The sequence below is a fragment of the Pseudahrensia aquimaris genome, assembly GCF_042676045.1.
Taxonomy (GTDB): Bacteria; Pseudomonadota; Alphaproteobacteria; order Rhizobiales; family Rhizobiaceae; genus Pseudahrensia; species Pseudahrensia aquimaris.
Map to the genome: position 1 here is coordinate 136,067 of NZ_JBHTJV010000003.1, position 22,074 is coordinate 158,140.

At 55.8% G+C, this 22,074-nt stretch carries 23 protein-coding genes, 2 tRNA genes and 1 pseudogene; 4 read left to right on the forward strand and 22 right to left on the reverse strand.

Going from position 1 to position 22,074, the window contains the following annotated elements; all coding sequences use genetic code 11:
- Positions 1–336: 336 nt before the first annotated feature.
- From ACFQ14_RS04150 to ACFQ14_RS04160, 3 genes are all read right to left on the reverse strand, one after another.
- A tRNA-Glu gene (locus ACFQ14_RS04150) sits at positions 337–411 on the reverse strand.
- Between the two features lie 91 nt (positions 412–502).
- Positions 503–1,426 (reverse strand): SMP-30/gluconolactonase/LRE family protein, encoded by a 924-nt coding sequence (locus ACFQ14_RS04155; protein ID WP_377211444.1) that lies wholly within the window; start codon positions 1,424–1,426, stop codon positions 503–505.
- Positions 1,423–2,631, reverse strand: a complete 1,209-nt coding sequence (locus tag ACFQ14_RS04160) for a urate hydroxylase PuuD (RefSeq protein ID WP_377212069.1) — start codon at positions 2,629–2,631, stop codon at positions 1,423–1,425. The genes ACFQ14_RS04155 and ACFQ14_RS04160 overlap by 4 nt, the downstream gene beginning before the upstream one ends.
- Before the next feature lie 169 nt (positions 2,632–2,800).
- On the opposite strand from ACFQ14_RS04160, the pseudogene uraD reads away from it, so the two are divergent.
- Together uraD and ACFQ14_RS04170 are read left to right on the forward strand one after the other, a co-directional pair.
- A pseudogene (gene uraD, locus ACFQ14_RS04165) lies at positions 2,801–3,298 on the forward strand (2-oxo-4-hydroxy-4-carboxy-5-ureidoimidazoline decarboxylase); the annotation flags it as partial.
- Positions 3,295–4,134, forward strand: coding sequence for a bifunctional allantoicase/(S)-ureidoglycine aminohydrolase (locus tag ACFQ14_RS04170; RefSeq protein WP_377211445.1), 840 nt, complete (start codon positions 3,295–3,297; stop codon positions 4,132–4,134). The pseudogene uraD and the gene ACFQ14_RS04170, both read left to right, overlap by 4 nt.
- Here ACFQ14_RS04170 and recJ read toward each other — a convergent pair.
- Both recJ and ACFQ14_RS04180 read right to left on the reverse strand, forming a co-directional pair.
- Positions 4,131–5,933, reverse strand: a complete 1,803-nt coding sequence (recJ, locus tag ACFQ14_RS04175; RefSeq protein WP_377211446.1) for a single-stranded-DNA-specific exonuclease RecJ — start codon at positions 5,931–5,933, stop codon at positions 4,131–4,133. The genes ACFQ14_RS04170 and recJ overlap by 4 nt on opposite strands.
- Before the next feature lie 25 nt (positions 5,934–5,958).
- A complete protein-coding gene (locus ACFQ14_RS04180) occupies positions 5,959–7,065 on the reverse strand; it encodes a COX15/CtaA family protein (RefSeq protein ID WP_377211447.1) in 1,107 nt (368 codons plus the stop codon).
- Between the two features lie 142 nt (positions 7,066–7,207).
- Between ACFQ14_RS04180 and ACFQ14_RS04185 the strand changes: the two genes are divergently transcribed.
- A complete protein-coding gene (locus ACFQ14_RS04185) occupies positions 7,208–7,420 on the forward strand; it encodes a DUF2842 domain-containing protein (protein WP_377211448.1) in 213 nt (70 codons plus the stop codon).
- 6 nt (positions 7,421–7,426) lie between these two features.
- On the opposite strand, the gene ACFQ14_RS04190 is transcribed toward ACFQ14_RS04185, so the two are convergent.
- The 8 genes from ACFQ14_RS04190 to ACFQ14_RS04225 form a co-directional block, all read right to left on the reverse strand.
- Positions 7,427–8,128 (reverse strand): hypothetical protein, encoded by a 702-nt coding sequence (locus tag ACFQ14_RS04190; protein WP_377211449.1) that lies wholly within the window; start codon positions 8,126–8,128, stop codon positions 7,427–7,429.
- Between the two features lie 149 nt (positions 8,129–8,277).
- Positions 8,278–8,354: transfer RNA gene (locus tag ACFQ14_RS04195), tRNA-Pro, on the reverse strand.
- Between the two features lie 54 nt (positions 8,355–8,408).
- On the reverse strand, positions 8,409–8,858 hold the full coding sequence (locus tag ACFQ14_RS04200) for a MerR family transcriptional regulator (protein ID WP_377211450.1): 450 nt from the start codon (positions 8,856–8,858) through the stop codon (positions 8,409–8,411).
- Between the two features lie 62 nt (positions 8,859–8,920).
- Positions 8,921–9,355 (reverse strand): integration host factor subunit alpha, encoded by a 435-nt coding sequence (locus ACFQ14_RS04205; protein WP_377212070.1) that lies wholly within the window; start codon positions 9,353–9,355, stop codon positions 8,921–8,923.
- A 103-nt stretch (positions 9,356–9,458) separates the two neighbouring features.
- Entirely contained in the window at positions 9,459–10,430 is a 972-nt protein-coding gene (locus ACFQ14_RS04210) for a beta-ketoacyl-ACP synthase III (protein WP_377211451.1), read from the reverse strand.
- Positions 10,423–11,526 carry a phosphate acyltransferase PlsX gene (gene plsX / locus ACFQ14_RS04215; protein WP_377211452.1) on the reverse strand — a complete coding sequence of 368 codons (1,104 nt, stop codon included), beginning with the start codon at positions 11,524–11,526 and terminating at the stop codon, positions 10,423–10,425. The genes ACFQ14_RS04210 and plsX overlap by 8 nt, the downstream gene beginning before the upstream one ends.
- A gap of 162 nt (positions 11,527–11,688) precedes the next feature.
- Positions 11,689–12,261, reverse strand: coding sequence for a YceD family protein (locus tag ACFQ14_RS04220; protein WP_377211453.1), 573 nt, complete (start codon positions 12,259–12,261; stop codon positions 11,689–11,691).
- Positions 12,262–12,828: a ubiquinol-cytochrome C chaperone family protein gene (locus ACFQ14_RS04225; RefSeq protein ID WP_377211454.1), complete on the reverse strand. Its 567-nt coding sequence runs from the start codon at positions 12,826–12,828 to the stop codon at positions 12,262–12,264.
- An 88-nt stretch (positions 12,829–12,916) separates the two neighbouring features.
- Here ACFQ14_RS04225 and ACFQ14_RS04230 point away from each other — a divergent pair, with 88 nt between their 5' ends.
- The gene (locus ACFQ14_RS04230) at positions 12,917–13,426 is read left to right on the forward strand and encodes an outer membrane protein assembly factor BamE (RefSeq protein ID WP_377211455.1); all 510 of its coding nucleotides are present in this window, start codon (positions 12,917–12,919) and stop codon (positions 13,424–13,426) included.
- A 7-nt stretch (positions 13,427–13,433) separates the two neighbouring features.
- On the opposite strand, the gene ACFQ14_RS04235 is transcribed toward ACFQ14_RS04230, so the two are convergent.
- The 9 genes from ACFQ14_RS04235 to ACFQ14_RS04275 form a co-directional block, all read right to left on the reverse strand.
- Positions 13,434–14,660: an MFS transporter gene (locus ACFQ14_RS04235; protein WP_377211456.1), complete on the reverse strand. Its 1,227-nt coding sequence runs from the start codon at positions 14,658–14,660 to the stop codon at positions 13,434–13,436.
- An 8-nt stretch (positions 14,661–14,668) separates the two neighbouring features.
- A complete protein-coding gene (gene thiL / locus ACFQ14_RS04240; RefSeq protein WP_377211457.1) occupies positions 14,669–15,637 on the reverse strand; it encodes a thiamine-phosphate kinase in 969 nt (322 codons plus the stop codon).
- Positions 15,634–16,158: a transcription antitermination factor NusB gene (gene nusB / locus ACFQ14_RS04245; RefSeq protein ID WP_377211458.1), complete on the reverse strand. Its 525-nt coding sequence runs from the start codon at positions 16,156–16,158 to the stop codon at positions 15,634–15,636. Before nusB ends, thiL begins: the two co-directional genes overlap by 4 nt.
- Positions 16,151–16,642 carry a 6,7-dimethyl-8-ribityllumazine synthase gene (locus ACFQ14_RS04250; protein ID WP_377211459.1) on the reverse strand — a complete coding sequence of 164 codons (492 nt, stop codon included), beginning with the start codon at positions 16,640–16,642 and terminating at the stop codon, positions 16,151–16,153. The genes nusB and ACFQ14_RS04250 overlap by 8 nt, the downstream gene beginning before the upstream one ends.
- A 58-nt stretch (positions 16,643–16,700) precedes the next feature.
- Positions 16,701–17,303 (reverse strand): riboflavin synthase, encoded by a 603-nt coding sequence (locus tag ACFQ14_RS04255; protein ID WP_377211460.1) that lies wholly within the window; start codon positions 17,301–17,303, stop codon positions 16,701–16,703.
- Between the two features lie 3 nt (positions 17,304–17,306).
- Entirely contained in the window at positions 17,307–18,395 is a 1,089-nt protein-coding gene (ribD, locus tag ACFQ14_RS04260) for a bifunctional diaminohydroxyphosphoribosylaminopyrimidine deaminase/5-amino-6-(5-phosphoribosylamino)uracil reductase RibD (protein WP_377211461.1), read from the reverse strand.
- 37 nt (positions 18,396–18,432) lie between these two features.
- Entirely contained in the window at positions 18,433–18,900 is a 468-nt protein-coding gene (nrdR, locus tag ACFQ14_RS04265; protein ID WP_377211462.1) for a transcriptional regulator NrdR, read from the reverse strand.
- A gap of 28 nt (positions 18,901–18,928) precedes the next feature.
- On the reverse strand, positions 18,929–20,236 hold the full coding sequence (glyA, locus tag ACFQ14_RS04270) for a serine hydroxymethyltransferase (RefSeq protein WP_377211463.1): 1,308 nt from the start codon (positions 20,234–20,236) through the stop codon (positions 18,929–18,931).
- 161 nt (positions 20,237–20,397) lie between these two features.
- Entirely contained in the window at positions 20,398–21,702 is a 1,305-nt protein-coding gene (locus ACFQ14_RS04275; protein WP_377211464.1) for a L,D-transpeptidase family protein, read from the reverse strand.
- Between the last annotated feature and the right edge of the window lie 372 nt (positions 21,703–22,074).

Consider the following 22,074-nt stretch of genomic DNA (forward strand, 5'->3'; position numbering starts at 1 on the left):
GAGACATTGTTGCCGCCAATGAACACGTTCTTCCCAAACCGCACTTCAGCATCAGCGGAATTCGTTGAGGTAACATGCCCCGTGAGGGCGAGAGCGAATACGACAGCGAAGCGCATCATAGGGGCATCCGACAGAGATTTCTTTTGTTGAACGCTAGCACCGAAGGGTTAAGGCGTTAAGTGCCTGCGACTTTAGCTGCCCATTAAGTGAAAACCAAAAAGCTCTCAGGTGGCTGTCGCGCACGATAAATCATTATCGCAGGGCCGACGAATTTAACGCTATCAGTCTAGTGGAATTGTCTCTGTGCCGATCGGTATCGGACACCATCTAAACGGCTGGCAGTCCCTAGGGGAATCGAACCCCTCTTTCCAGGTTGAAAACCTGGCGTCCTAACCGATAGACGAAGGGACCGCAGCGGCACCGATATAGGCAACCCACAAATATTGCGCAAGCGTGAAATGCGCCTTTTTTGCCGCAGCGCCCGTTAAAGTGTCGAACGGGCTTAAAGTGCGGTTGTTTGTGTCTTGATCCGGTAGAGCCGTGTAGAGGCCGTGATCAGCAAATCTTCCAGCTTTGGTCCGGCAAAACAGAAGTTTGTGCTTTTTTCGGGCAGGTAGATCACGCCTAGACACGTTGCGTCTTCGCTGAAGATATGAACGCCGCCGGGGCCGTTGCAGAAGATACGGTTGTGCGTATCGATCTTCATGCCATCAGGCACCCATTTTCCGCTGCCTTCAACGAAAGAACCCTGCCCCGTAACGTCAGCCCAAACTTCACCGCCGACGAGCGATCCGTCTCGCGTTACGTCAAAAATACGAATCGCAGGAGCGGCAGAATCGTTGATGAACAATTGCCGCTCATCGTTCGACAAGCACAAGCCGTTGGGCTGTCTGAAATCATCCGCCACCATATGCAACGAACCATCCGGATCCAGCCTATAGACGCCTTGGTGTGGCAATTCTTGGTCACGCAGGATTCCTAGGTCTTCGCGGATTCTGCCGAAGGATGGATCGGTGAACCACAAACGGCTTTGAGAATCGCAGACGATATCGTTGGGGCTGTTGAGTTCCTTGCCCTCAAAATGACTGGCCAACACGCGCACAAGTTTGCCGTCATGGTCAATTCGTGTGACTTGCGATGAAGCGTGTTCACAGCTGACGATCCGTCCCTCACGGTCAAAGCAATTGCCGTTGGCTTGATTGCTGGGCGTTCTGAACAAGCTCAGCCCCTCCGCCTCGCTCCAACGGTATTGGCGGCTGGTAGCAATATCGGAGAATACGCACCATTGCTCTTCACGGTGCCAAATTGGGCCTTCTGTGAAAGTGAACCCGCCAGCCAGCACCTCAAGCCTTGCCTCGGGAGCAATCACATCATGAAAGCGAGGGTCACGGATTTCAAAACCGGGCTGTTCAGCTGAAATCGTCATCGGATCGCCGCCTCGTACCAGCGCACGATCTGCGCGCGTTCTTCAGCCGTTATGTTGGTGAGGTTGCCCGGCGGCATGGCGTGGCTGCGGCCCGATTGCAGATAAACTTCACGGGCTTGAGCGGCGATTTGGGCTTCGGTTTCAAGCATCACGCCTTTCGGTGGCACAATCATGCCTTCCCAAACAGGCTCCGCCGCATGACACATGGAACAACGCCCCTGCACCGTTGCAGCCGCCTGCTCAAAGCCTTCCGCCGCCATGAACGCTTCTTGGCGCGCGCTCACAGGCGCAGCATCTGCATCCATGCCAGGAACTTTTGGCACCGTAGACAGCCACACGATCAATACGAAAAGAATCGCGGTGGCGAGCCATGTCCAAGTCGGGTTTCCTGCTCGGGCATGACGGGTATTAAAATAGTGACGGATGGTAACACCCATCAGAAACACCAATGCTGCGATGATCCAATTGTACTCGGTGGCAAAAGCCAGCGGGTAATGGTTGGAGATCATGAAAAACAGAACAGGCAGCGTCAGGTAATTGTTGTGCGTCGAGCGCTGCTTGGCGATCTTGCCGTATTTTGCGTCGGGTTTGCGGCCCGCTTGAAGGTCGGCGACCACGATGCGCTGATTGGGCATGATGATGAAAAACACGTTGGCCGACATGATCGTGGCCGTAAACGCGCCCAAATGCAGAAACGCAGCGCGGCCCGAGAACACCTGCGTGTAGCCCCATGCCATCAGCACTAGCAAAAAGAACAGAAACACCATCAAGCGGTTGTTGTCGTCACCGAATTTCGATTTGCAGAGCTGGTCGTAGATAACCCAGCCGCCCGCCAGCGAAACAAGTGATATGGCGATGGCTTGTGTCGTAGAGAGATCCGCCACTGTACGGTCGATGAGGAACAGATCGGCGCCTGCATAGTAGACAATCACCAACATGGCGAAGCCCGAAAGCCATGTGACGTAGCTTTCCCATTTGAACCACGTCAGATGATCGGGCATTGCTTCCGGCGCGACGAGGTATTTGCGGATGTGGTAAAAGCCACCGCCGTGCACCTGCCACTCCTCGCCCTGTGCGCCAACGGGCAGGTCATCAGCTTTGCGCAGACCCAGATCGAGAGCGATGAAATAGAAGGACGAACCAATCCAGGCTATCCCGGTGATGACGTGAAGCCAGCGCACCGCGAAGGATAGCCAGTCCCACATTACCGGAAAATCATCATACATCAGCGCGTCCGAACCGTTCATTTTGTCTTGCGCGCACCGTCTGCAATCGGCGAAATGAAATCAAGGGTTCCCAAGGCGTCAAATTTGCGTTCAATGGAGCAGACCACAGGCAATTCACCGAAGGGCGAAGATCTCGATGCAGACAAAGCCATCCAGCATGGATCGTGCGGACTTCGTTGCGCGCTTTGGAGGCGTGTTCGAACACTCGCCGTGGATTGCGGAAAGAGCCTTTGATGCTGGACTTGGCGCTGGGTGCGACGACGCTGATGCCGTTCATGTATCGTTGGTAGCGCAGTTTCGAATTGCTAGTGAAGACGAACGCTTGGGCGTGTTGCGGGCTCATCCGGACCTGGCAGGCAAGCTCGCCGCCGCGAAGCGATTAACGGCTGAATCGACCGCCGAGCAGGCATCGGCAGGGTTGGACGCTTTGACGGACGATGAACGCGAAACATTCACCGCTCTTAACGGCGAGTACACGGACAAGTTCGGCTTTCCCTTCATCATCGCGGTGAAAGGGCTTAACAAGGCACAAATCCTCTCTGCCTTCAAAACGCGCATCAACAATGACCGCGCCGCCGAATTCTCCACTGCCTGCGCACAAGTTGAAAAGATCGCTGCATTGCGGCTGAAGGATATGCTGCCATGAGCGACTATCGTTATCACGTCCCCCAAGGCGGCTTGCCAGCACAGAGCACGCCCTTAGACAGCCGCGCGGTTTTCACCGAAGCGTATGCGTTTTTGCCCGCAGTCACGATGTCCGACATCACGACAAGCCTTTTGCCTCATTGGGAAGCGACGCGGCTTTGGGTAATCGCACGTCCGCTTTCGGGCTTTGCAGAGACGTTTTCCCACTACTTGATGGACATTGCTCCCGGCGGAGGCAGCGAAACGCCAGAGCCAGACCAGGCGGCGCAGGGCGTGTTGTTCGTGGTATCCGGTCACGCAGACCTGACCATAGGCCGCGACACCCATGCGCTAGAGGCTGGCAGCTATGTTTATTTGCCAGCCGGATGCAGATGGACGTTGCTCAATAGCGCGGAAGACCAAAACTGCCGTTTCCACTGGGTGCGCAAGGCTTACGATGCTGTGGATGGGGTCGATAAACCGGATCCTTTTGTGACCCATGACCGCGATGTCGAGCCCATTGCCATGCCGGATACGGAAGGGCGCTGGGCAACCTCGCGTTTCGTTGACCCGACCGATCTGCGCCATGACATGCATCTCAACATCGTTACCTTCCAGCCCGGCGGCTTGATCCCTTTTCCGGAAACACACGTTATGGAACACGGGATATTCGTCATTGAAGGCAAGGCAGACTACCTGCTGAACAAGGACTGGATCGCGGTTGAAGAAGGTGACTTCATGTGGCTTCGCGCTTTTTGCCCACAGGCATGCCATGTGGCAGAAGACGGCGGACGGTTTCGGTATCTTCTCTACAAGGACGTGAACCGCCACGCGAAGCTGGGTTCGCTTTTCGGCTAGATGCGGGCGGCTGGTTTGGCGGCATCAATGAGACGCAACTGCACCCGTTTCGTGCCACGATAGAAATCTGTGTTCAGAGTTCCCACGAAATGAAAGACCTGCCCCCGCCCGTTGAGCAGCGCCTGTCCCAGCTCATCGTCAGCGCGGCGGAACGCGATGCCTTTGAGTTCTGCACCATCGGGAGAACCGAGCGAAAACCGCACATGCCCTGCCCCCACAACATCAGCAAAGCGGATCACGTGGTTGGGGAAAGCCAGAACGGGCTGGGAATGGCCCGCGCCGAAGGGACCTGCTTTTTCCATGCGTTCCATGAATTCCACAGAAGCACCCCGTGCGCTCAACGCGCCATCGATGCGCAGATCGGTGAGTTCGCGTTGGGTTGAAACCACCTTCGCCAGACGCTCTTCCATGAAAGAGCGGAAATCTGCCAGTTTTTCGCGTTTGATCGTCACGCCAGCCGCCATTACGTGGCCGCCGCCCTTTTCCAGAATGCCCTCGTCGACTGCCGCCCTCACAGCAGAACCGAGGTCAACACCTGCGATGGAACGGCCAGAGCCGGCGCCTTGCCCGCGCCCGTCAAAGGCAATCGCAAAGGCCGGGCGGCGGAACCGATCTTTCAAACGTGAAGCCAAAAGACCGACAACGCCGGGATGCCAAGTCTCGCTTTCGGTGATTAAAATTGCCGGTCCGTCACCCGTCCCAATTTCCGCATCAGCCTCGTTGATCGCCTGTTCCAGCATTTCTTTTTCAATGCGCTGCCGTTCGCCGTTGAGCGCATCAAGCTGTTGTGCAATTTCTTTCGCCTCTGCCGGATCGTCACTTGTTAAAAGCCGTGCGCCGAGCGCTGCATCGCCGATGCGACCGCCAGCGTTTATGCGTGGACCAAGCAGAAAGCCCAGGTGCCAAGGCGCGGCAGGGCCATCTTGGCGTGCGGCGCGGGCCAGCGCTACGAGACCCGGGTTGCGCTGTTGGTGCATCACATCGAGGCCGCGCATCACGAAAGCGCGGTTGAGGCCCTTGAGTGGAACCACATCACAAACCGTGCCAAGCGCCACCAAATCCAGCCACCCCATCAAATCGGGGGACACGATGCTGGAGGAATAATGACCACGATTTTTCAATTCGCGATTAAGGGCAACGAGGGCAAGAAACACAACGCCTGCTGCACACAAATGCCCCTGCCCTGATAGGTCGTCCTGCCGATTTGGATTAACCAGAGCCAGAGCCTGTGGCAGCGTTTCGCCCACTTGGTGATGATCCAGAATGATCGTGTCCATACCAAGCTCTGCCGCCTTCGCCAGCGCCTCATGGCTGGTCGAGCCGCAGTCGACGGTAACCAGCAGGGTTGCGCCTTTCTCGTGCAGTTCTTCGATTGCCGGTCCATTGGGGCCGTAGCCTTCAAAGATCCGATCAGGGATGTAAATCTCATACGGCACACTGAAGTGCTTCAGGAACAGAGCCATGAGCGCCGATGATGTGGCCCCATCAACATCGTAATCTCCGAAGATCGCAACCCGCTCGCGCTTCTCTACAGCATCTGCCAAACGCCCGGCGGCGGCGTCCATCGCGGTGAGCGTCGCAGGATCAGGCATCAGACTGCGCAAAGTGGGGTTAAGGAAATCGGTTACGTCTTCCAACTCGACGCCTCGCCCCGCCAGAACACGGGCGACTAAACTGTCGATTTCAAAACGCTCCGCCATCGCCTCGGCGCGGTTGCGCTCGGCAGGCGTCAAGCGTTCCATCCAGCGTTGGCCGGTGATAGATTTGTCGACTTCCAGAAAGGGACGTTTTTCGCTCATGCCCGTAGATAGGCAAGGTCGCCGCTCATGGCAAAGCCGGAATTTCTCCCGCCGCAACGCGCGGTTTCAAGGCATGCCAATGGGCGACTGCAACAGCCAAGATCACCACCGCGCCAAACTGATGTGCCAGAGCCCAGTTCATCGGCACCTGCATCAGCAAGGTCGCGATACCAAGCGCCGCTTGCAGCGTAACCAGACCGACGAGCAACATAGCGCGTCGCGCATGGGGTGAACTCGGTTCGCGGCGCATCATAACCACCGCGTGGGCGATTACGGCGGCAAGCAGAAGATAGGCTGTTATGCGGTGCATGAACTGCACCATCATCGCATTATCCGTGAAATTCAGCCACCAAGGTGTCATGGCGAACAGCCCGTCGGGAACCATTGCACCGTTCATATCCGGCCACGTGTTGTAGGCCATACCGGCGTCCAGACCAGCGACAAGGCCACCCATGAACACCTGAACAAGCAAAAGGATGACCAAGGCACCACCCTGCCAAGCGGACGCGAACAACCGACCGCTGGAATGGGCCACAAGCGAGCGGGCAAGCCAAATTGTATAAGCGAAGATAATGCAAGCCATCGTCAAATGCACGGCCAGTCTGATCTGGCTAACGTCCACACGATTTACCAGACCCGACTTGACCATCCACCAGCCAATAAAACCCTGAAGACCACCCATCGCGACCAACAACAGCAGCCGCGGCTTGCTCCACGAGGGCAAACGGTTTCGCATCCAAAAATAGACCAGCGGAATAACAGCGACGAGGCCGACCAGACGACCGAGGAAGCGGTGCCCCCATTCCCACCAGTATATGACCTTGAACTCGGCCATAGGCATTCCCTTGTTCTGGGTCTGGTATTCGGTAGTGGTGCGGTACTTATCCTTTTCCACCGCCCAATCTTCAGCTGAAAGTGGCGGGATAACACCCGTTACCGGCTTCCATTCGGTGATCGAAAGCCCAGAATCAGTCAGACGCGTAGCGCCACCCACAAGCACCATTACCGCGACAATGGCAGCCACAGCGTAGAGCCAATACCGCACAGATCTGTGTGGATCAGTTCCAGCATAACGCGCTGTCTCGTTTCGGTTGGTGGCACTTGGCAGGCCGGTGGCGGCAATATCTGTCATGATTGTTTCGTCGGGCTCCAGTCCACCGTGTTTTGCGCCCAACAGCCAGCAAGTTCAAGCGACACGGGGTCGCAATATTCGCTCTGGTCACATGAAGGGCGCGTGTCTACATGGAGCGTACACCAAATCGTCAGGATACCTCATGGCTGCCCGTCTCCCCATTCGCGTTCGAAAATTCATGGGTGTTTTTTTCATAGTCATCTTGGTGATTCTATACGCCCTGATGGCAGTCGGTGTGGCAACGGCTGCTCTGCCCAATGCACCTTGGTATGCACATATGCTGTACTTTATGTTTTCCGGCTTTTTGTGGGTGTTGCCCGCAATGGGCATAATCTCTTGGATGTCGCGTGAATAATCAGCACTAAAGCTGAATCATTTCGACGATTACTGGCTCATCATACCCTGCGCGTCGAAGACCGAGCACGCGGTCGTCGATCTCTGCGCTGGCTGACAAACCAGTGACCAGAACAACGCCCAGATGATCGTCGGCAATCCTTGCAAGAGAGCGTTCGTCGGCACCACCTGCATCAATGATGACGAATTGATAGCCACTTTCCAGCGCATCAATCACCACTGGTAACAATTGAACGCTATGCGGGTTCAATTCTTGCTGAGTGAGCCCGCTTGGCATGATGTGGGCTGCGGAACGTGTGTCGCGGAAAATGCATTCGGAGACCTTCTTCTCGCCCGTAAGCACGTCCTTCAAGCCGGGATGGTCCATACAGTCCAACATATCCCGGGTGGATCGAGCGTCAGCCGCCATGTCTACAACTACGGTTGAAAACTGAACCGACAAAGCCCGAGCAAGAGCGACTGCACCGCCAAGATTGCTTTCGTCATCTGGCGTCACAATGGCCAACCGAGCACTTTCTAAGGTCGATAGCGAGGCAATGGCCGTTGCAAGGTCGCAACGGATAGCGTCGGCCACACGTGCAGAACGAGTAGACGCCCTGATTTCCTCCGCATCCACAATGGGAATATCACCCAACATATCAGGCTCAGCGTTAGGGCCGGATGATTTTCCGGTTAGATCCGGTTCCATAGGCTGATCGCTGTCGTTCATGGGGCTTTTGCAATTGCGTTCGTTTCAGTAGGAAAAGGATGTGCAGGCGCGGCAACGGCACGCATAGCGCAAGTTTGCGCCCATTATGGTTTACAGCCTGTTAACGAACAGCGCATTGGAGCCAAATGGCGCCATCAATGCTGGATAAATGGTCGGAGTAGCAGGATTCGAACCTACGACCCCACGCCCCCCAGGCGTGTGCGCTACCGGACTGCGCCATACTCCGACTGACGCTGGTTTAGTCACCAAATTGCGAAAAAACAAGATGGATTTATGGTCGCTAACGGGCTTGGTCCAACAAACGCTTGCATTCCAGCAGTTCAGACAGCGCAGCTTGTAATTCGGCCTCAGAGCCACTTTCGTTCGTGGCCCTAGCGCCGCTCCGGTTGGCAACGATATCGCTTACAGGCACTGCCTTCTTGGCTGGTTCCGCTTGCGCCTCCAACTCCAGCGAAATATTGCCCTCGGAAGCCGCCGCTACAAAGCGGTTGCCGTGTTCTTTCAGGATGCGCTGGACGCCTTTGATCGTGTAGCCTTCCGAATAAAGCAAATGGCGAATGCCTTTAAGCAGTTCTACATCGTCGGGGCGGTAATACCGCCGACCACCGCCACGTTTCATGGGCTTGATCTGGTTAAACCGGGTCTCCCAAAACCGCAGAACATGCTGCGGCAGGTCAAGCTCATCGGCCACTTCGGAAATGGTGCGGAAAGCGTCAGGGCTTTTGTCCATGTCACATCCAGTCAGCTTGATTAGCGTCAATGATCAAAGACTGTCGCAAAGCGACTGATTCGTCACGCCTTTTTTTTCGCGCCGCCGTTTCCTTCCAACACTTTCTCTTTCAAAATGTTGGATGGGCGAAACACCATGACGCGGCGTGGTGTGATTGGAACTTCCTGCCCGGTCTTGGGATTACGCCCCACGCGTTCGTTTTTGGAACGTATGGAAAATGTTCCGAAAGATGACAGCTTGATCGTCTCGCCGGCGACGGCTGCATTGCAAATCTCTTCAATTACCGATTCCACCAATTGCGCGGATTCAGTGCGAGAAAGGCCGACCTTGCGGTACACGGCTTCATAGAGGTCAGCTCGGGTAAGTGTCTTTGTCATTTGGTTAAATCGCGCCCGTCTTAAATCTTGTGAACTTTCAAAGCGCTTTGGCTCCCTACAAACACGTCTGCTAGCGTGCCCAATCCCGCTCGCAAAGCTGAGGGAGTGTAAGAAGGCTATTTTGTTGGGTCAACGTGTGCAGAGCACATTTATTGCGGTCAAAAGAGCACAAGGAAAGACAGGCATCTAAAAGCGGTAAAACAGTCGAACCCGCTTGCGATACCTACCAGCGAACAAGTACCGAGCCCCATGTAAATCCGCCACCCATCGCTTCCAGCAAGACGAGATCGCCTTTCTTCAGCCGGCCATCCATACGGGCCTGATTGATCGCCAGCGGAATAGACGCAGCTGACGTGTTCCCATGCTGATTGACTGTGATGACCACTTTGTCAGCCGAAATGTTCAATTTCTTGGCTGAAGCGTCGATGATGCGTTTGTTGGCTTGGTGCGGGATGAACCAGTCAATATCGTCCGCGCTCAGACCCGTCGCCTCGAATGCGTCTTCGATAACATCAGTTATCATGGCAACGGCATGCTTGAACACTTCTTTGCCCTGCATCCGCAGATGCCCAACTGTTTGCGTGGTTGAGGGACCGCCATCGACATAGAGCTTTTCCATGTGCGAACCATTTGAACGCAGGTGGCTTGTGAGAATACCGCGATCGTTGGACATGCCGACCCCTTCTTGGGCTTCCAACACCACAGCGCCCGCGCCATCACCGAATAGCACGCAGGTCGTGCGGTCTTCCCAATCCAGTATGCGGGAGAACGTTTCCGATCCGATGACTAATATCCGCTTTGCCTGCCCTGCCTTGATAAAGGTATCGGCAGTCGTCATGGCAAACACGAAACCAGAGCATACAGCTTGCAGGTCAAACGCAGCGCCGTGGCGCATGCCCAAGCGTTCCTGGATGTTCACCGCCGTGGCAGGAAACGTGTTGTTGGGTGTCGATGTTGCCAAGATGATCATATCAAGGTCATCTGACGTGATGCCAGCGTCAGACATTGCAGCACGGGCGGCGGCTTCGCCAAGGCTTGCCGTGGTCTCGTCTTCTTCCGCGATATAGCGCTGCTCGATGCCGGTGCGCTGTATGATCCACTCACTTGTCGTGTCTACGCGACTTTCCAACTCTTCGTTGGTTACCGCATGGCGGGGCGTGACAGCACCCGAGCCGATGACCACGGATCTAATCATTTGAAGTTTCCCGTTGAACGTTTTGTTCCGTTTGGGAAGATTCTACCGCCGAATCGTTAGCATCTTCTTCAACCCAGGGCCGGATTCGGGCCAAATCAGCCGAAATTTTCTCCTGAAGACGGTTGCGCACCGTATTGTGGCCTACGTCAATGGCGGCGGCGAAACCCTCGCCATCGGTTGAGCCGTGACTTTTGATCACAACGCCGTTGAGGCCAAGAAACACCGCGCCATTGACCTTTCGCGGGTCCATTTTCTCACGAATGTAGGAAAAAGCCTTGCTGGCAAAAAGATAACCGATACGCGCCATCAGCGTGCGAGACATGGCGTCTTTCAGATAAGTGCTGATCTGACGGGCGGTGCCTTCGGCGGTCTTCAGTGCGATGTTGCCGGAGAATCCTTCGGTAACAATCACATCAACGTTGCCACGGCCAATATCATCACCCTCCACGAAACCCGCATATTCCAGACCGGGAAGATCAATTTCTTTCAGTTGAGTTCCGGCGAGGCGCACCTCTTCCAGTCCCTTCACTTCCTCTACACCGACATTCAGCAGTCCGACCTTAGGGCGATCAAGATCGTAAAGAGCGCGGGCCATGCACGAACCCATAAGAGCGAAGTCCACCAGTTGCTCGGCGTCCGCGCCTATGGTTGCGCCAACATCAAGCACAATGCTTTCGCCGCGAACATTGGGCCAAACAGCCGCCAGCGCAGGGCGTTCAATGCCGGGCATCATGCGCAGGCAGAACCGGGCCATCGCCATCAATGCGCCCGTATTGCCGGCAGAAACCATCACATCGGCTTCACCGTTTTTCACCGATTCGATGGCTTTCCACATGCCAGAAACGCGCCTTCCGCGCCGCAAGGCTTGGCTTGGTTTTTCCTCCATGGAGATGGAGACATCGCAGGGGTGAAACACCGACTGCTCTTTCAAGGTCGGATATTTTTCCAACTCAGGCAGCACAGCATCCGCCTCGCCATGAAGAATGTAACGGATTTCGGGATAGCGGCGGCGCGAAAGTTCGGCGCCCGCCAGCACGACGGAGGGCCCGGCATCTCCGCCCATCGCATCCAAGGCTATGGTGATTGTTTTGCTCATGGATTTCTACAAGCGCTGCTCACTGAACAACAGTCGACCGCTTCTCATTCCTTGCCACATTGGAGGGCCCACCGGGAGCTTTGCCACACGGCGGGTGAATACACGCTGAAAACGACCATGGCGAGGGTTTCCATCGCCGTGACCGCGCTTTGTGCAGGGGTTTTAATGCTTTTTCAACGCCGCAAGAGCTGCAAACGGCGAGTTTTCAGCAGCTTCCTCTTCATCGGCTTCGGGGTTAGGCACCACTTCGGAAGGCAACTGCGCGCCTTCGATAGCCGCAAACGGGTCTATTCCCAGCGCGAAGAACTCAAGCCAGATGTCAGCCAGTTCCAAAGTGTCACCGGAAAACAGTTCAGGTGGATCATCGCCCTCTGCGTCCACGATGATTTCCCCCTCCCCGTTGACGCGCGGTTTGGCGAGCTTGGAACCCTCGGGAACAAAAGTCGCATTAAACGGCTCCTCCAACGTTTGATCCATCGGCTCGGCGGTGATGGCGCAGGGCTGCGTAAATTTCACAGTGATGTTTCCCTCTACCTGCACACCACCCTTACGCCATGGCACGGCATGAGCGGTCGCAACAAAGCTCTCTATCGAAACAAGATCATAACGCGCTGCGATTTCGGCACGCTGAACTTCGTTGGCCTCAAAAGTGTGATGCTCACCCTTTTTCGACAGTTTGCGAACGTTAACGGTGAGCGAAAACGGAGCGGGCTCAAGAGCGGGAACAGCAGACATTTAAGCGGCCTTATCCAGAGTTGCGGGCGGAAAAACATCAACCCCCTTCTTCACCGTCGCCAAATGGAGCGAATTGAGCAAATCATAGGCGCGAACCATGTAGTCGCTCAAAAGAACCAGATCGGGCGAGGCATCGGAGTCGGGATACAGATTGCGCTGCAACATGGGCAGCAGCAATTCAGCTTTTTGTGCAACCGAGAGGCTGTCATTTTCCAAATCCACCTCCTCCCAGACTTTCGCTTGGCCGTAGAAGATGCGTGACATTTTCTTGATGCGCTTGGGCACCGTTGTATCACCGACGCCGGCTTCGCGCAGACCGGCCTCCATATCGTCGATGAAAATGTCGAAGAAGTCCTGATTGAACTGGGCATTGTCGACACCCTCACGCTTCATACGGCGCAGTGCGAGATAGACGTGAATGCACATCATTTCGAAACGGCCGTTCATGGTGTCGGGGACGCCCATATGTTCAAAAAACACGGTTTGGCGCGATTGCGCCACAACCGCGCCATAAAGAGCGTGTGGAGACTGATTGCCTTGGAAGGCCTTAAACAGGGCTTTGAACATCGCGCCGGAACCGCTATTGAACGTTCCACGTCATATAAGGCGCGTGTCGGCAAAATAAAGACGGCAAAGTGCGCAGTGGAGAGAATGCATGAAGATCGGCTCGAACAGAACCGTGCGGAGCGCAGCTATCGTTGCAGCAAGCCTGGCGGCACCCTTGCTTTTAACCGCCTGCAACACAGGCGCAGTGCTCGGTGAGCGCGAGTTTGTCCACGGACATCAGATCAATGATGAGACGCTAACGCTTGTTCCTGTCGGTTCATCGCGCGAACAGGCTGTGCTGGCTCTGGGAACGCCGTCCACCACGCTTACGCAGGTCGATGGAACCGAGACGCTTTACTACATCAGTCAGCGTAAGAAGCGCGCGGCAGCGTTCTTGCAGCCGCGCGTGGTCGATCAGCGTATTCTGGCCGTTTATCTGGCCGATGACGGCACGGTCAGCCGGATCGGTAATTTCGGATTGAAAGACGGCAAAGTGTTCGATTTCGTTCGCCGTGTGACGCCAACCGGCGGCCGCGAATTGACCTTCCTCAGCCAGCTTCTTGGCGCAGCAGGTGCCATCGCCAACCCACTTGGCGGCGCAAGACGCCCAGGCAGCTAAACCTTATCTAAGCAGAGCGTGGTGTCCGAAGGTGAAGCCACAGCAGGCTGAGCAGACACAGTGTCACAACTGGAAAAACGATCCAGTTGATCGCTTCCCATCCGTACGCATTCAGTGTTTTTCCTGACATGAGCGAAGCGAACGCGACTGTGGAAAAGAGGATGAAATCGTTAGCGCCCTGCGCTTTGGCTTTTTCCTCTGGTCGATAAGTGTCGGTCAGCATCGCGGTTGCGCCGATGAAGCCAAAATTCCAGCCCAACCCAAGCAAAACGAGCGCGATCCAAAAATTTGCCAACGTTATGCCCATCAATGCCACAACCGCGCAGACAGCGAGAATTGCCATGCCGATGGCAACAATGCGCTCTTTGCCATAGCGAGCGATGAGATTTCCGGTAAAGAAGCTTGGACCGAACATAGCGATAACGTGCAGCATGATCCCGTTGGTTGCCGTATCTGCAGAAAATCCACAAGCCACCATCGCCAGCGGTGCGCCGGTCATAACGAAAGACATGAGGGCATAGGCACCGACAGCACATATGACAGCTACGATAAACCGGGGTTGAGCCATGATTTCAGACAACGGCCTGCCTGAATCTGCTGCCTTGCGTTCGGCACGGGACAGCGGCTTGTCGAACCGCAATTGGCTCAGAATGATGATGGCGATGAACAACAGGAACGCAGCAGCAAAATAAGCGCCTGCAAATTCCACAGGCGCGAAGAATTCCCTAAAGTAAATGGCGGTCTGTGGGCCTATGACGGCAGCAAAGACGCCACCTGCCAGAACCCACGAAATCGCTTTGGGCTTAAATTCGGCTGTTCCTTGATCGGCGGCAGCAAAACGGAATTGTTGCGTGAACGCGCCGCCGCAGCCCATCAGCGCAAGGCTGAAGCAAAAAAGCCAGAAATTACCCTGAAGGATGGACCAAGACGCCAGCAACGTGCCGATCATGCCAACGCCCATACCGGCGATGAAACCTTTACGCCGTCCGATTCCCGCCATCAACATGGCCGCGGGCAAGGCGCTGAGCGCGACCCCAATATTGTAGCCCGTTACGGGCGCAGTCGCCAAGGATTTGTCTTCGCCCAGCAGATAGATTCCTGCCAATCCACCAAAGGCGATGGCGATCGGCGCGGCCGAGCCGCCGAAGGCTTGTGCGGCGGCAAGCAGCAACGCATTGCGCTTCGCGCTGGCATTGGGATCGGCTCCCGGTTGCGAAATCGCATCTGCGGTCATGGACGGGCCTAGAAATGGCTGAAGGACTCTCTCTCACCCGACACTGGCACACCATCCATAGTGAGTGAAACCGATTGGGAAGACTTTTCGGTGATTTGCCCAATCTCAGCGAAAGAAACATCGATCTTTGCCGCGATTGACCGCGCCTGCGCCAGCTTTTGCGGCGCCAGGGCGAAGAGGCATTGATAATCGTCGCCACCGCTGAGCACCGTTTCCCAGTGGTTTGCATCCATTTCGACCAACAACGTCGTCTGCGGCGATAGCGGGATTGCCGCGCGGTCAATATCTATTGCAATATCGGACGCTACCGCCAGCTTGCGTGCATCGCCCAACAATCCGTCCGATATGTCCATAGAAGCCGAGGCGAGCGCAGTCACTTGCTCAAAACCCTTCGGTGGAAGCGGGACTTGGTAGGCCTGCAAAAAGTGGCCGTCGTGTTTGGTTTTGATTTCGCCGAGCGCGACTTTCAGGCCGATAGCGGCATCTCCTATAGTGCCAGACACACACAAAATGTCGCCTGAATTTGCGCCGAGCCGCGAAACATAGGGTGTGCCGTCCGTTAGTAGTCCAAGCATCGTCACAGAAACGTTGAGGCGGTCGGGCGAGCGGTAGGTGTCTCCACCTGTTAATTTAAGCCCAAACTCCTGCTGTTCTTGCTGCAATCCCTTGGCAAAGGCTGCCATGTCGGAATCCTGCCAGTGGTCGGGCATCCCCAACGCCAAAGAGTAGGCATAGGGGGTCGCACCCTTGGCTATGCAATCTGAAATGTTCACCAGCAACGCCTTGCGCGCTACGGTCTCCGACGGGTCGCTTCGCAGAAAGTGCACGCCTTCCAGAATCGCATCTTGGGTGATGCAAAGGCGTGCTCCTGCTGGAACAGCGAGCAGTGCGGCATCGTCCTTCAAGCCGAAACTATCTTCGCTGGCGAGGGGGGCGAGGTGGCGGGAAATCCAATCGAATTCGCCGCTGCGCGTCATGGCTGTGGATCGTCGGATGCTGGCGCATCGCCCTCTTCAACCGGTTCAATGGCAGTAGTCTTTGCGTCCAACTCGCCTTCACGAAATTGCCGGGCAATTTTATCGAGAACACCGTTGACCATTTTGGGTTCATCGCCATCAAAAAAGGCCTTAGCGACCTCAACGTATTCCGAAACGATCACCCGAGCGCCAACATCCGCTCTATTTTTCAACTCGAAAACAGCGGCTCGAAGCACGGCGCGCAGGGTGGAATCGATGCGCGATAGAGGCCAGTCGTCTGTCAGTGCCTGATGGATAATCGGGTCGATTTCGCGCTGCTGCTTGTAAACCCCGCCAACAATTCCACGAAACCAGCTGGCATCGGCATCAAGATAAGTTTCGCCGTCGATCTCGTGGCCCAGCCGGAAGTTCTCGTATTCAGCAACGACTTCCGTGACGCCGGAACCGCCAACGTCCATTTGATAAAGCGCTTGAACGGCGCTCAGGCGGGCTGCGCCACGTTTGTTGGCCGGTTTAGACACTGAGCTTGTCTCGCAGCGCGATCATATCGAGCGCCGCTTGCGCTGCATGGCCGCCTTTATCGAGTTGTGCGGGGTCTGCGCGGGCAAGCGCCTGTGCTTCGTTTTCCGTTGTCTGAATGCCATTGCCGAGCGCCAAAGCGTATTCGGTTGTCAGATCCATGATGGCGCGAGCGGATTCAAAGGCGACAATATCGAAATGAGCCGTCTCGCCACGAATAACGCAGCCCAACAAAACGAAGCCATCGTAAGCGCCGCCTGTAAAGCCCGGAGGCATGCCCGATTCCTCCATTTCCATTGCCATCATTTCCTGCGCCACCTGGGCCGACAGAACCATCGAAAGCGCGGCTGGAATTTCCAGCACGCCGGGAACAGCCTGATATTCCCACGTCGCCTTGTTTGCTTTCAACACAGCCTCTGCGCCAGCACGCAAACCTTTTGAAATATGCTCGTAATATGGGGCGTCGATGATGAGTAGATGAGGCATTTGTGTCTTTCTGTTCGGTTCTGCCGCCATGAAACATGGCGAAGCGAGACGTGCAAGCCTATTTGGAAGACGAGGGAAATTCAGCCAGACGCGCTGCGTATCGTGCCATCGTATCCACCTCGATGTTGAGCGCGTCGCCCACCTTCGCCTGCCCCCAAGTGGTCACCTCTTGGCTGTGGCGGATCAGAAGCACGTCGAAACGGGTGCCACCCACGTTGTTGACCGTGAGAGACGTCCCGTTAAGCGCGATCGAGCCTTTCGGCGCGATGAAACGGGCGAGGTCTTCCGGCGCGTCGATTGTATAGCGCGTCGCGTCGCCTTCGGTTTCCATCTCAACAATATGCGCCATGCCATCCACATGGCCGGAGACAATATGCCCGCCCAGTTCATCGCCAATGCGCAGGGCGCGTTCTAGATTCAGCTTCGACCCTTCTGCCCAGTTCGCGGCGGTGGTGAGGCGCAGCGCCTCTTCCCATGCTTCTACGCTGTAGGTTTCAGCGGTTTTCTCCACCACAGTCAGGCAAACGCCATCATGAGCGATGGAAGCGCCCATATCGATGGTCGATGTGTCGTATTCGCTGGCGATGCGGTAGCGCTTGCCTTGGGACAATTCTTCAACGTGTTCAATCGTGCCGATGGCAGTGATGATGCCGGTAAACATGGGTCAGGACGCCTGTGAATAGAGTTCAAGCGTGTCGTCGCCCAGTTGCAGTGTGCGCGCAAGGGCGAAAGTGTCGGGCACAGAGTCGCTGGTGATCGGCGAAGCGATGCCGCCCTGCCCAATTTCGACCGGTGCTCGGAAAAGTGCGATTTCGTCGACCAAATTTGCTTCCAGAAAGGAGCATGCGACCTGCGCACCGCCTTCCACCAACAGACTGGAAAGGCCTGATGCGGCCATGTCTTCCAGTATTTCTGGCAAGGCGAGAGTGCCGTCGTGAGCTTCCGCAATGAAATGGCGAACGCCTACGCTTGCAAGGCTCGACGGCAATGCCGATTTTGTTGTGATAAGCGATACCGGCACTCTAAGTGCAGAATTCACCAATCGGCTCTCCGTTGAAAGTGTCGCGTTCGTGTCCAAAATGAAACGGTGCGGCGAGCGCTGTTCCAGCCCGGAAAGACGGCATGTCAGATCAGGATCATCGGCCTGCACTGTGCCGCGTCCAACCAAAATGCCATCGACTTCAGCCCGCATTCGGTGGCCGTAGGCGCGTGCGAGTGGACCGGTGATGGACACTTCTTCGCCTTGCCTTCCGATCATCCCATCGCGGGAAACAGCAAGTTTTAGAATCACTTGTGGCCGATTTTTGGTTTTTCGATTCAAGTAACCTCGCAAGTCTCGCGCCGCCATTTGGGCCAGCAAGCCGGTTTCGACCTTGATGCCTGCCTCGATCAGCATTGCATGCCCTTGCCCGTCAACCCGCGCATCTGGGTCGATCCAGGCGGTAATGACACGCGAAACACCAGCGTCGATTAATGCCTGGGCGCAAGGAGGCGTGACGCCGTGGTGCGCGCAGGGCTCAAGCGAGACATAGGCGGTTGCGCCCCGTGCTGCTTCGCCTGCCTGCCGCAAAGCTAATGTCTCTGCGTGGGGGCGTCCGCCTTGGGCTGTGATGCCACGACCAACCACCCTGCCCTCACGCACGATCAATGTGCCAACTGATGGGTTCGTGCCGGTTAATCCCCGATTGCGCCGCGCATGGCGCAGGCATGCGGCCATAAAGCGATGATCTTCGTGTGAGAATTTCTCGTTCATGGCGCGTTATCTGCCAGATCAAGGGCCTAGCGTCACCCTATTCCTCTGCGCTGCCAGCATCGCTGAGTTCGGTCAGCACGTCCTGGAAATCGCTCGCCTCGGTGAAATCGCGGTAGACGCTGGCAAACCGCACATAAGCGACGGCATCCAGCCCTTTCAACGCTTCCATAACCAAATGGCCGATCTGGTCACTGTCGATTTGCGGTTCGCCAGAGGATTCAAGCTGGCGCACAATGCCGGACACCAGCCGCTCGATGCGTTCCATGTCCACATCACGCTTACGCAGCGCTACATTGACGGAATTGGCGAGTTTGTCTCGGTCGAACGGCACCAGACGGCCAGACTTCTTCTGGACCATCAATTCGCGCAATTGAACGCGCTCGAATGTGGTAAAGCGACCGCCGCAATCGGGGCAGATGCGGCGGCGGCGGATCGACGTGTTGTCTTCGGTCGGGCGCGAGTCCTTCACCTGCGTTGCCGATGATGTGCAAAACGGGCAACGCATGGGGTTGAGCCTCTTGTAGAGTGGATTGTTAGATTAGCGGATAGATCGGGAAACGATCCGTCAATGCGATGATCTTTTTGGCTACTGCCTGTTCAACTTCCGCATTGCCCTCTTCGCCGTTGGCAGCGAGGCCATCCAAGACTTCGAGGATGCATTCGCCGACCATCTGGAACTCCGCAACGCCGAAACCACGTGTGGTGGCAGCAGGAGTGCCAAGGCGCACACCGGACGTTACCATCGGCTTTTCAGGGTCAAATGGAACACCGTTCTTGTTGCATGTCATATTGGCGCGGCCCATGGCAGCTTCCGCAGCCTTGCCGGTCACACCTTTGGGGCGCAAATCGACCAACAGAACGTGCGTGTCCGTGCCGCCCGAGACGAGATCAAGGCCACCGGCCTTGAGCGTTTCTCCCAGCGCTTTGGCGTTTTCCACGACGGAGGCGACATATGAACCGTATTCCGGTGTCAGCGCTTCGCCGAAAGCAACGGCCTTAGCGGCGATGACGTGCATCAGCGGCCCGCCCTGAATGCCGGGGAAGATGGCGGAGTTGAATTTCTTTGCCAACGCTTCGTCGTTGGTGAGGATCAAGCCGCCGCGTGGACCGCGAAGCGTCTTGTGCGTCGTGGATGTTGCGACGTGAGCATGCGGGAACGGGCTTGGGTGCGCGCCACCTGCGACGAGGCCGGAGAAGTGGGCCATGTCGACGTGCAGATACGCGCCGACCATATCTGCGATCTCACGGAAACGAGCGAAATCGATTTGACGCGGATAGGCGGAACCACCTGCAATGATGAGCTTCGGTTGGTGCTCTTTTGCCAGGGCTTCAACCTGATCGTAGTCGATCAGGTCATCTTCTTTTCGCACACCGTATTGAACAGCGTTAAACCATTTGCCCGATTGGTTTGGCGCAGCACCGTGCGTGAGGTGCCCGCCTGCGTCGAGGCTCATGCCAAGGATAGTATCACCCGGTTTGATGAGCGCCTGAAACACCGCTTGGTTGGCTTGAGAGCCGGAATTTGGTTGCACATTGGCAAAGCCGCAATCGAACAGTTTGGTGATGCGCTCAATGGCGAGATCTTCTGCAATGTCGACAAATTCGCAGCCGCCATAGTAACGGCGGCCCGAATAGCCCTCGGCGTACTTGTTGGTCATCACCGAGCCTTGCGCTTCCAAGACGGCGCGGGAGACGATGTTTTCCGAGGCGATCAGTTCGACCTCATGGCGCTGGCGGCCTAGTTCACCCTTGATTGCTGCAAACACCGCAGCATCGGTGTCTTCAAGCGAACGGGTGAAAAAAGTGTTGGCTTTTTGGGGAGCTTTTTCGACAGCGGCCATGTTGAATTCCTCTTAGGCGAGTGTTGGGCGAGTGCTCAGTGGCAGTTTTAGGCGTGCAACAGCGCTATAGCGCGTCAATTTTGCACACACTATAGGCAAAACGCCACAGAACGACGCTAATAAGCTGCGAATTGTTGCTCGCGGCGCGCCTTCCAACAAAACTATTGGGTGATTGCGAGCTCTTTCACGCCGTCACGCTCGTAAATGTCGTCACGGAATTGAACAATTCCGTCTTGAGTGGACCAAGCCGAAATGTAGGTGAAATAAACGGGCACCGGTTTATTCAAGCGCACATCGATGCGGTCGCCGTTGTCAATGGTACGCTCAATGGCTCGGCGGTCCCATTCTGGCGTGTCTTTGGCCAGCCAAACCAGCAGATCGCGAACGTTTTTCACGCGCACACAGCCGGATGAATCAAAACGGAGCAGCTTGTTAAACAGACTTTGCTGCGGGGTATCGTGCATGTAAACGGCGTGCGGGTTGGGGAAGTTAATCTTCACGGAACCCATAGCGTTGATACGGCCGGGATCTTGGCGGAAGTGATAGTTGACCGCCTCCTCCGAGTTCCAGTTGATTGTCTGGGGATCAATTTCGCTCTTGTTGCGGTCGAAAATTCTAATCTTGTTGTCGGTGAGATAGTTCGGGTTCTTCTGCATCAGCGGAATGATGTCTTTTTTGACGATCGATACCGGCGCGTTCCAATATGGGTTCAGATTGAACTCGTGAATCTTGGAATTGAGGATAGGCGTCTGGCGGCTGATGCGCCCGACGATTGCCGTATGACGTTGCGCAACACGGCCATTCTCTACCGCTTCAATCTGCGCAGCCGGAATGTTCACCATCACATAGCGATCACCAAGATAACCCGACATCGCCCGCAGGCGCACGATATTGGTCTCCAATTGGCCCAAACGCACATCGGCTGACACATTCATCGCTGCGAAAGAATAGCGACCCAAAACACCATCGGCAGGAAGGCCGTGGCGAAGCTGAAAGCGTTTTACGGCGGCATCGACATAGGTGTCGAATTGATCCGACAGGCCAGCGCGGGTTGAAAGATCGCCGGAAATCATCAAACGGCGGCGTAAAATACGAACGCTCGGTGAGCTATCGCCCAACCGCAAAGACTTGTCAGCAGGAACACGCGGCCAACCGCCAGCATTGACGATTTCGCGATAACGATTCATGGCTTCTTCAATGTATTGAACCGTTTGCGGCGCAAAAATCGGGATTGTAGAAGCCACTGCATCGCTGGAAGAGCGACGGGCATCGAAGCTATTTTGCCAGCGATCACGGCGGTTTGAATTCAAGATAACATCAATGACGCTTTCGCCACGCTGTTGAGCAAGCGCGTCGCGCGACCACAGACCAGCGGCAACGGCTGATGCCGCACCTGCCAAAATATTGCGGCGTGTTAGTTTGCCGTCCTTGTCTTGATCGAGAAGCTCGTTTTTCTTGCCGAACATCTTAATTCTCTGCCCTTCAGGCACTCCATTGCTCGAAACATGAGCATCGGACCGCATCTATCCAGTGTTTCATTTCCCTCAGACGGGGAAGCCGCCTTGCGATCTCGAAACTCCTCACGGATTGCGAGTTGCTCGAATCGCATGACATCCATGCCCTCACCTCGCGTTCAAAATGGGGCGAATGGCTTCATATAACAAGGTGTCGCAGTATTGGATAAGGCGATTGTGATCGTCTGTCGCAGATATGCGCCGATGAAGGATCTTTTCGTGCGCATCGACGGCGATACGCACCACAAATGGCAATGCTCTGGCCCGACCTCAGATGAGATCGAGCCAGACGCAACAGGCCAAGCGTTAGTGTTGTCCGGCGGC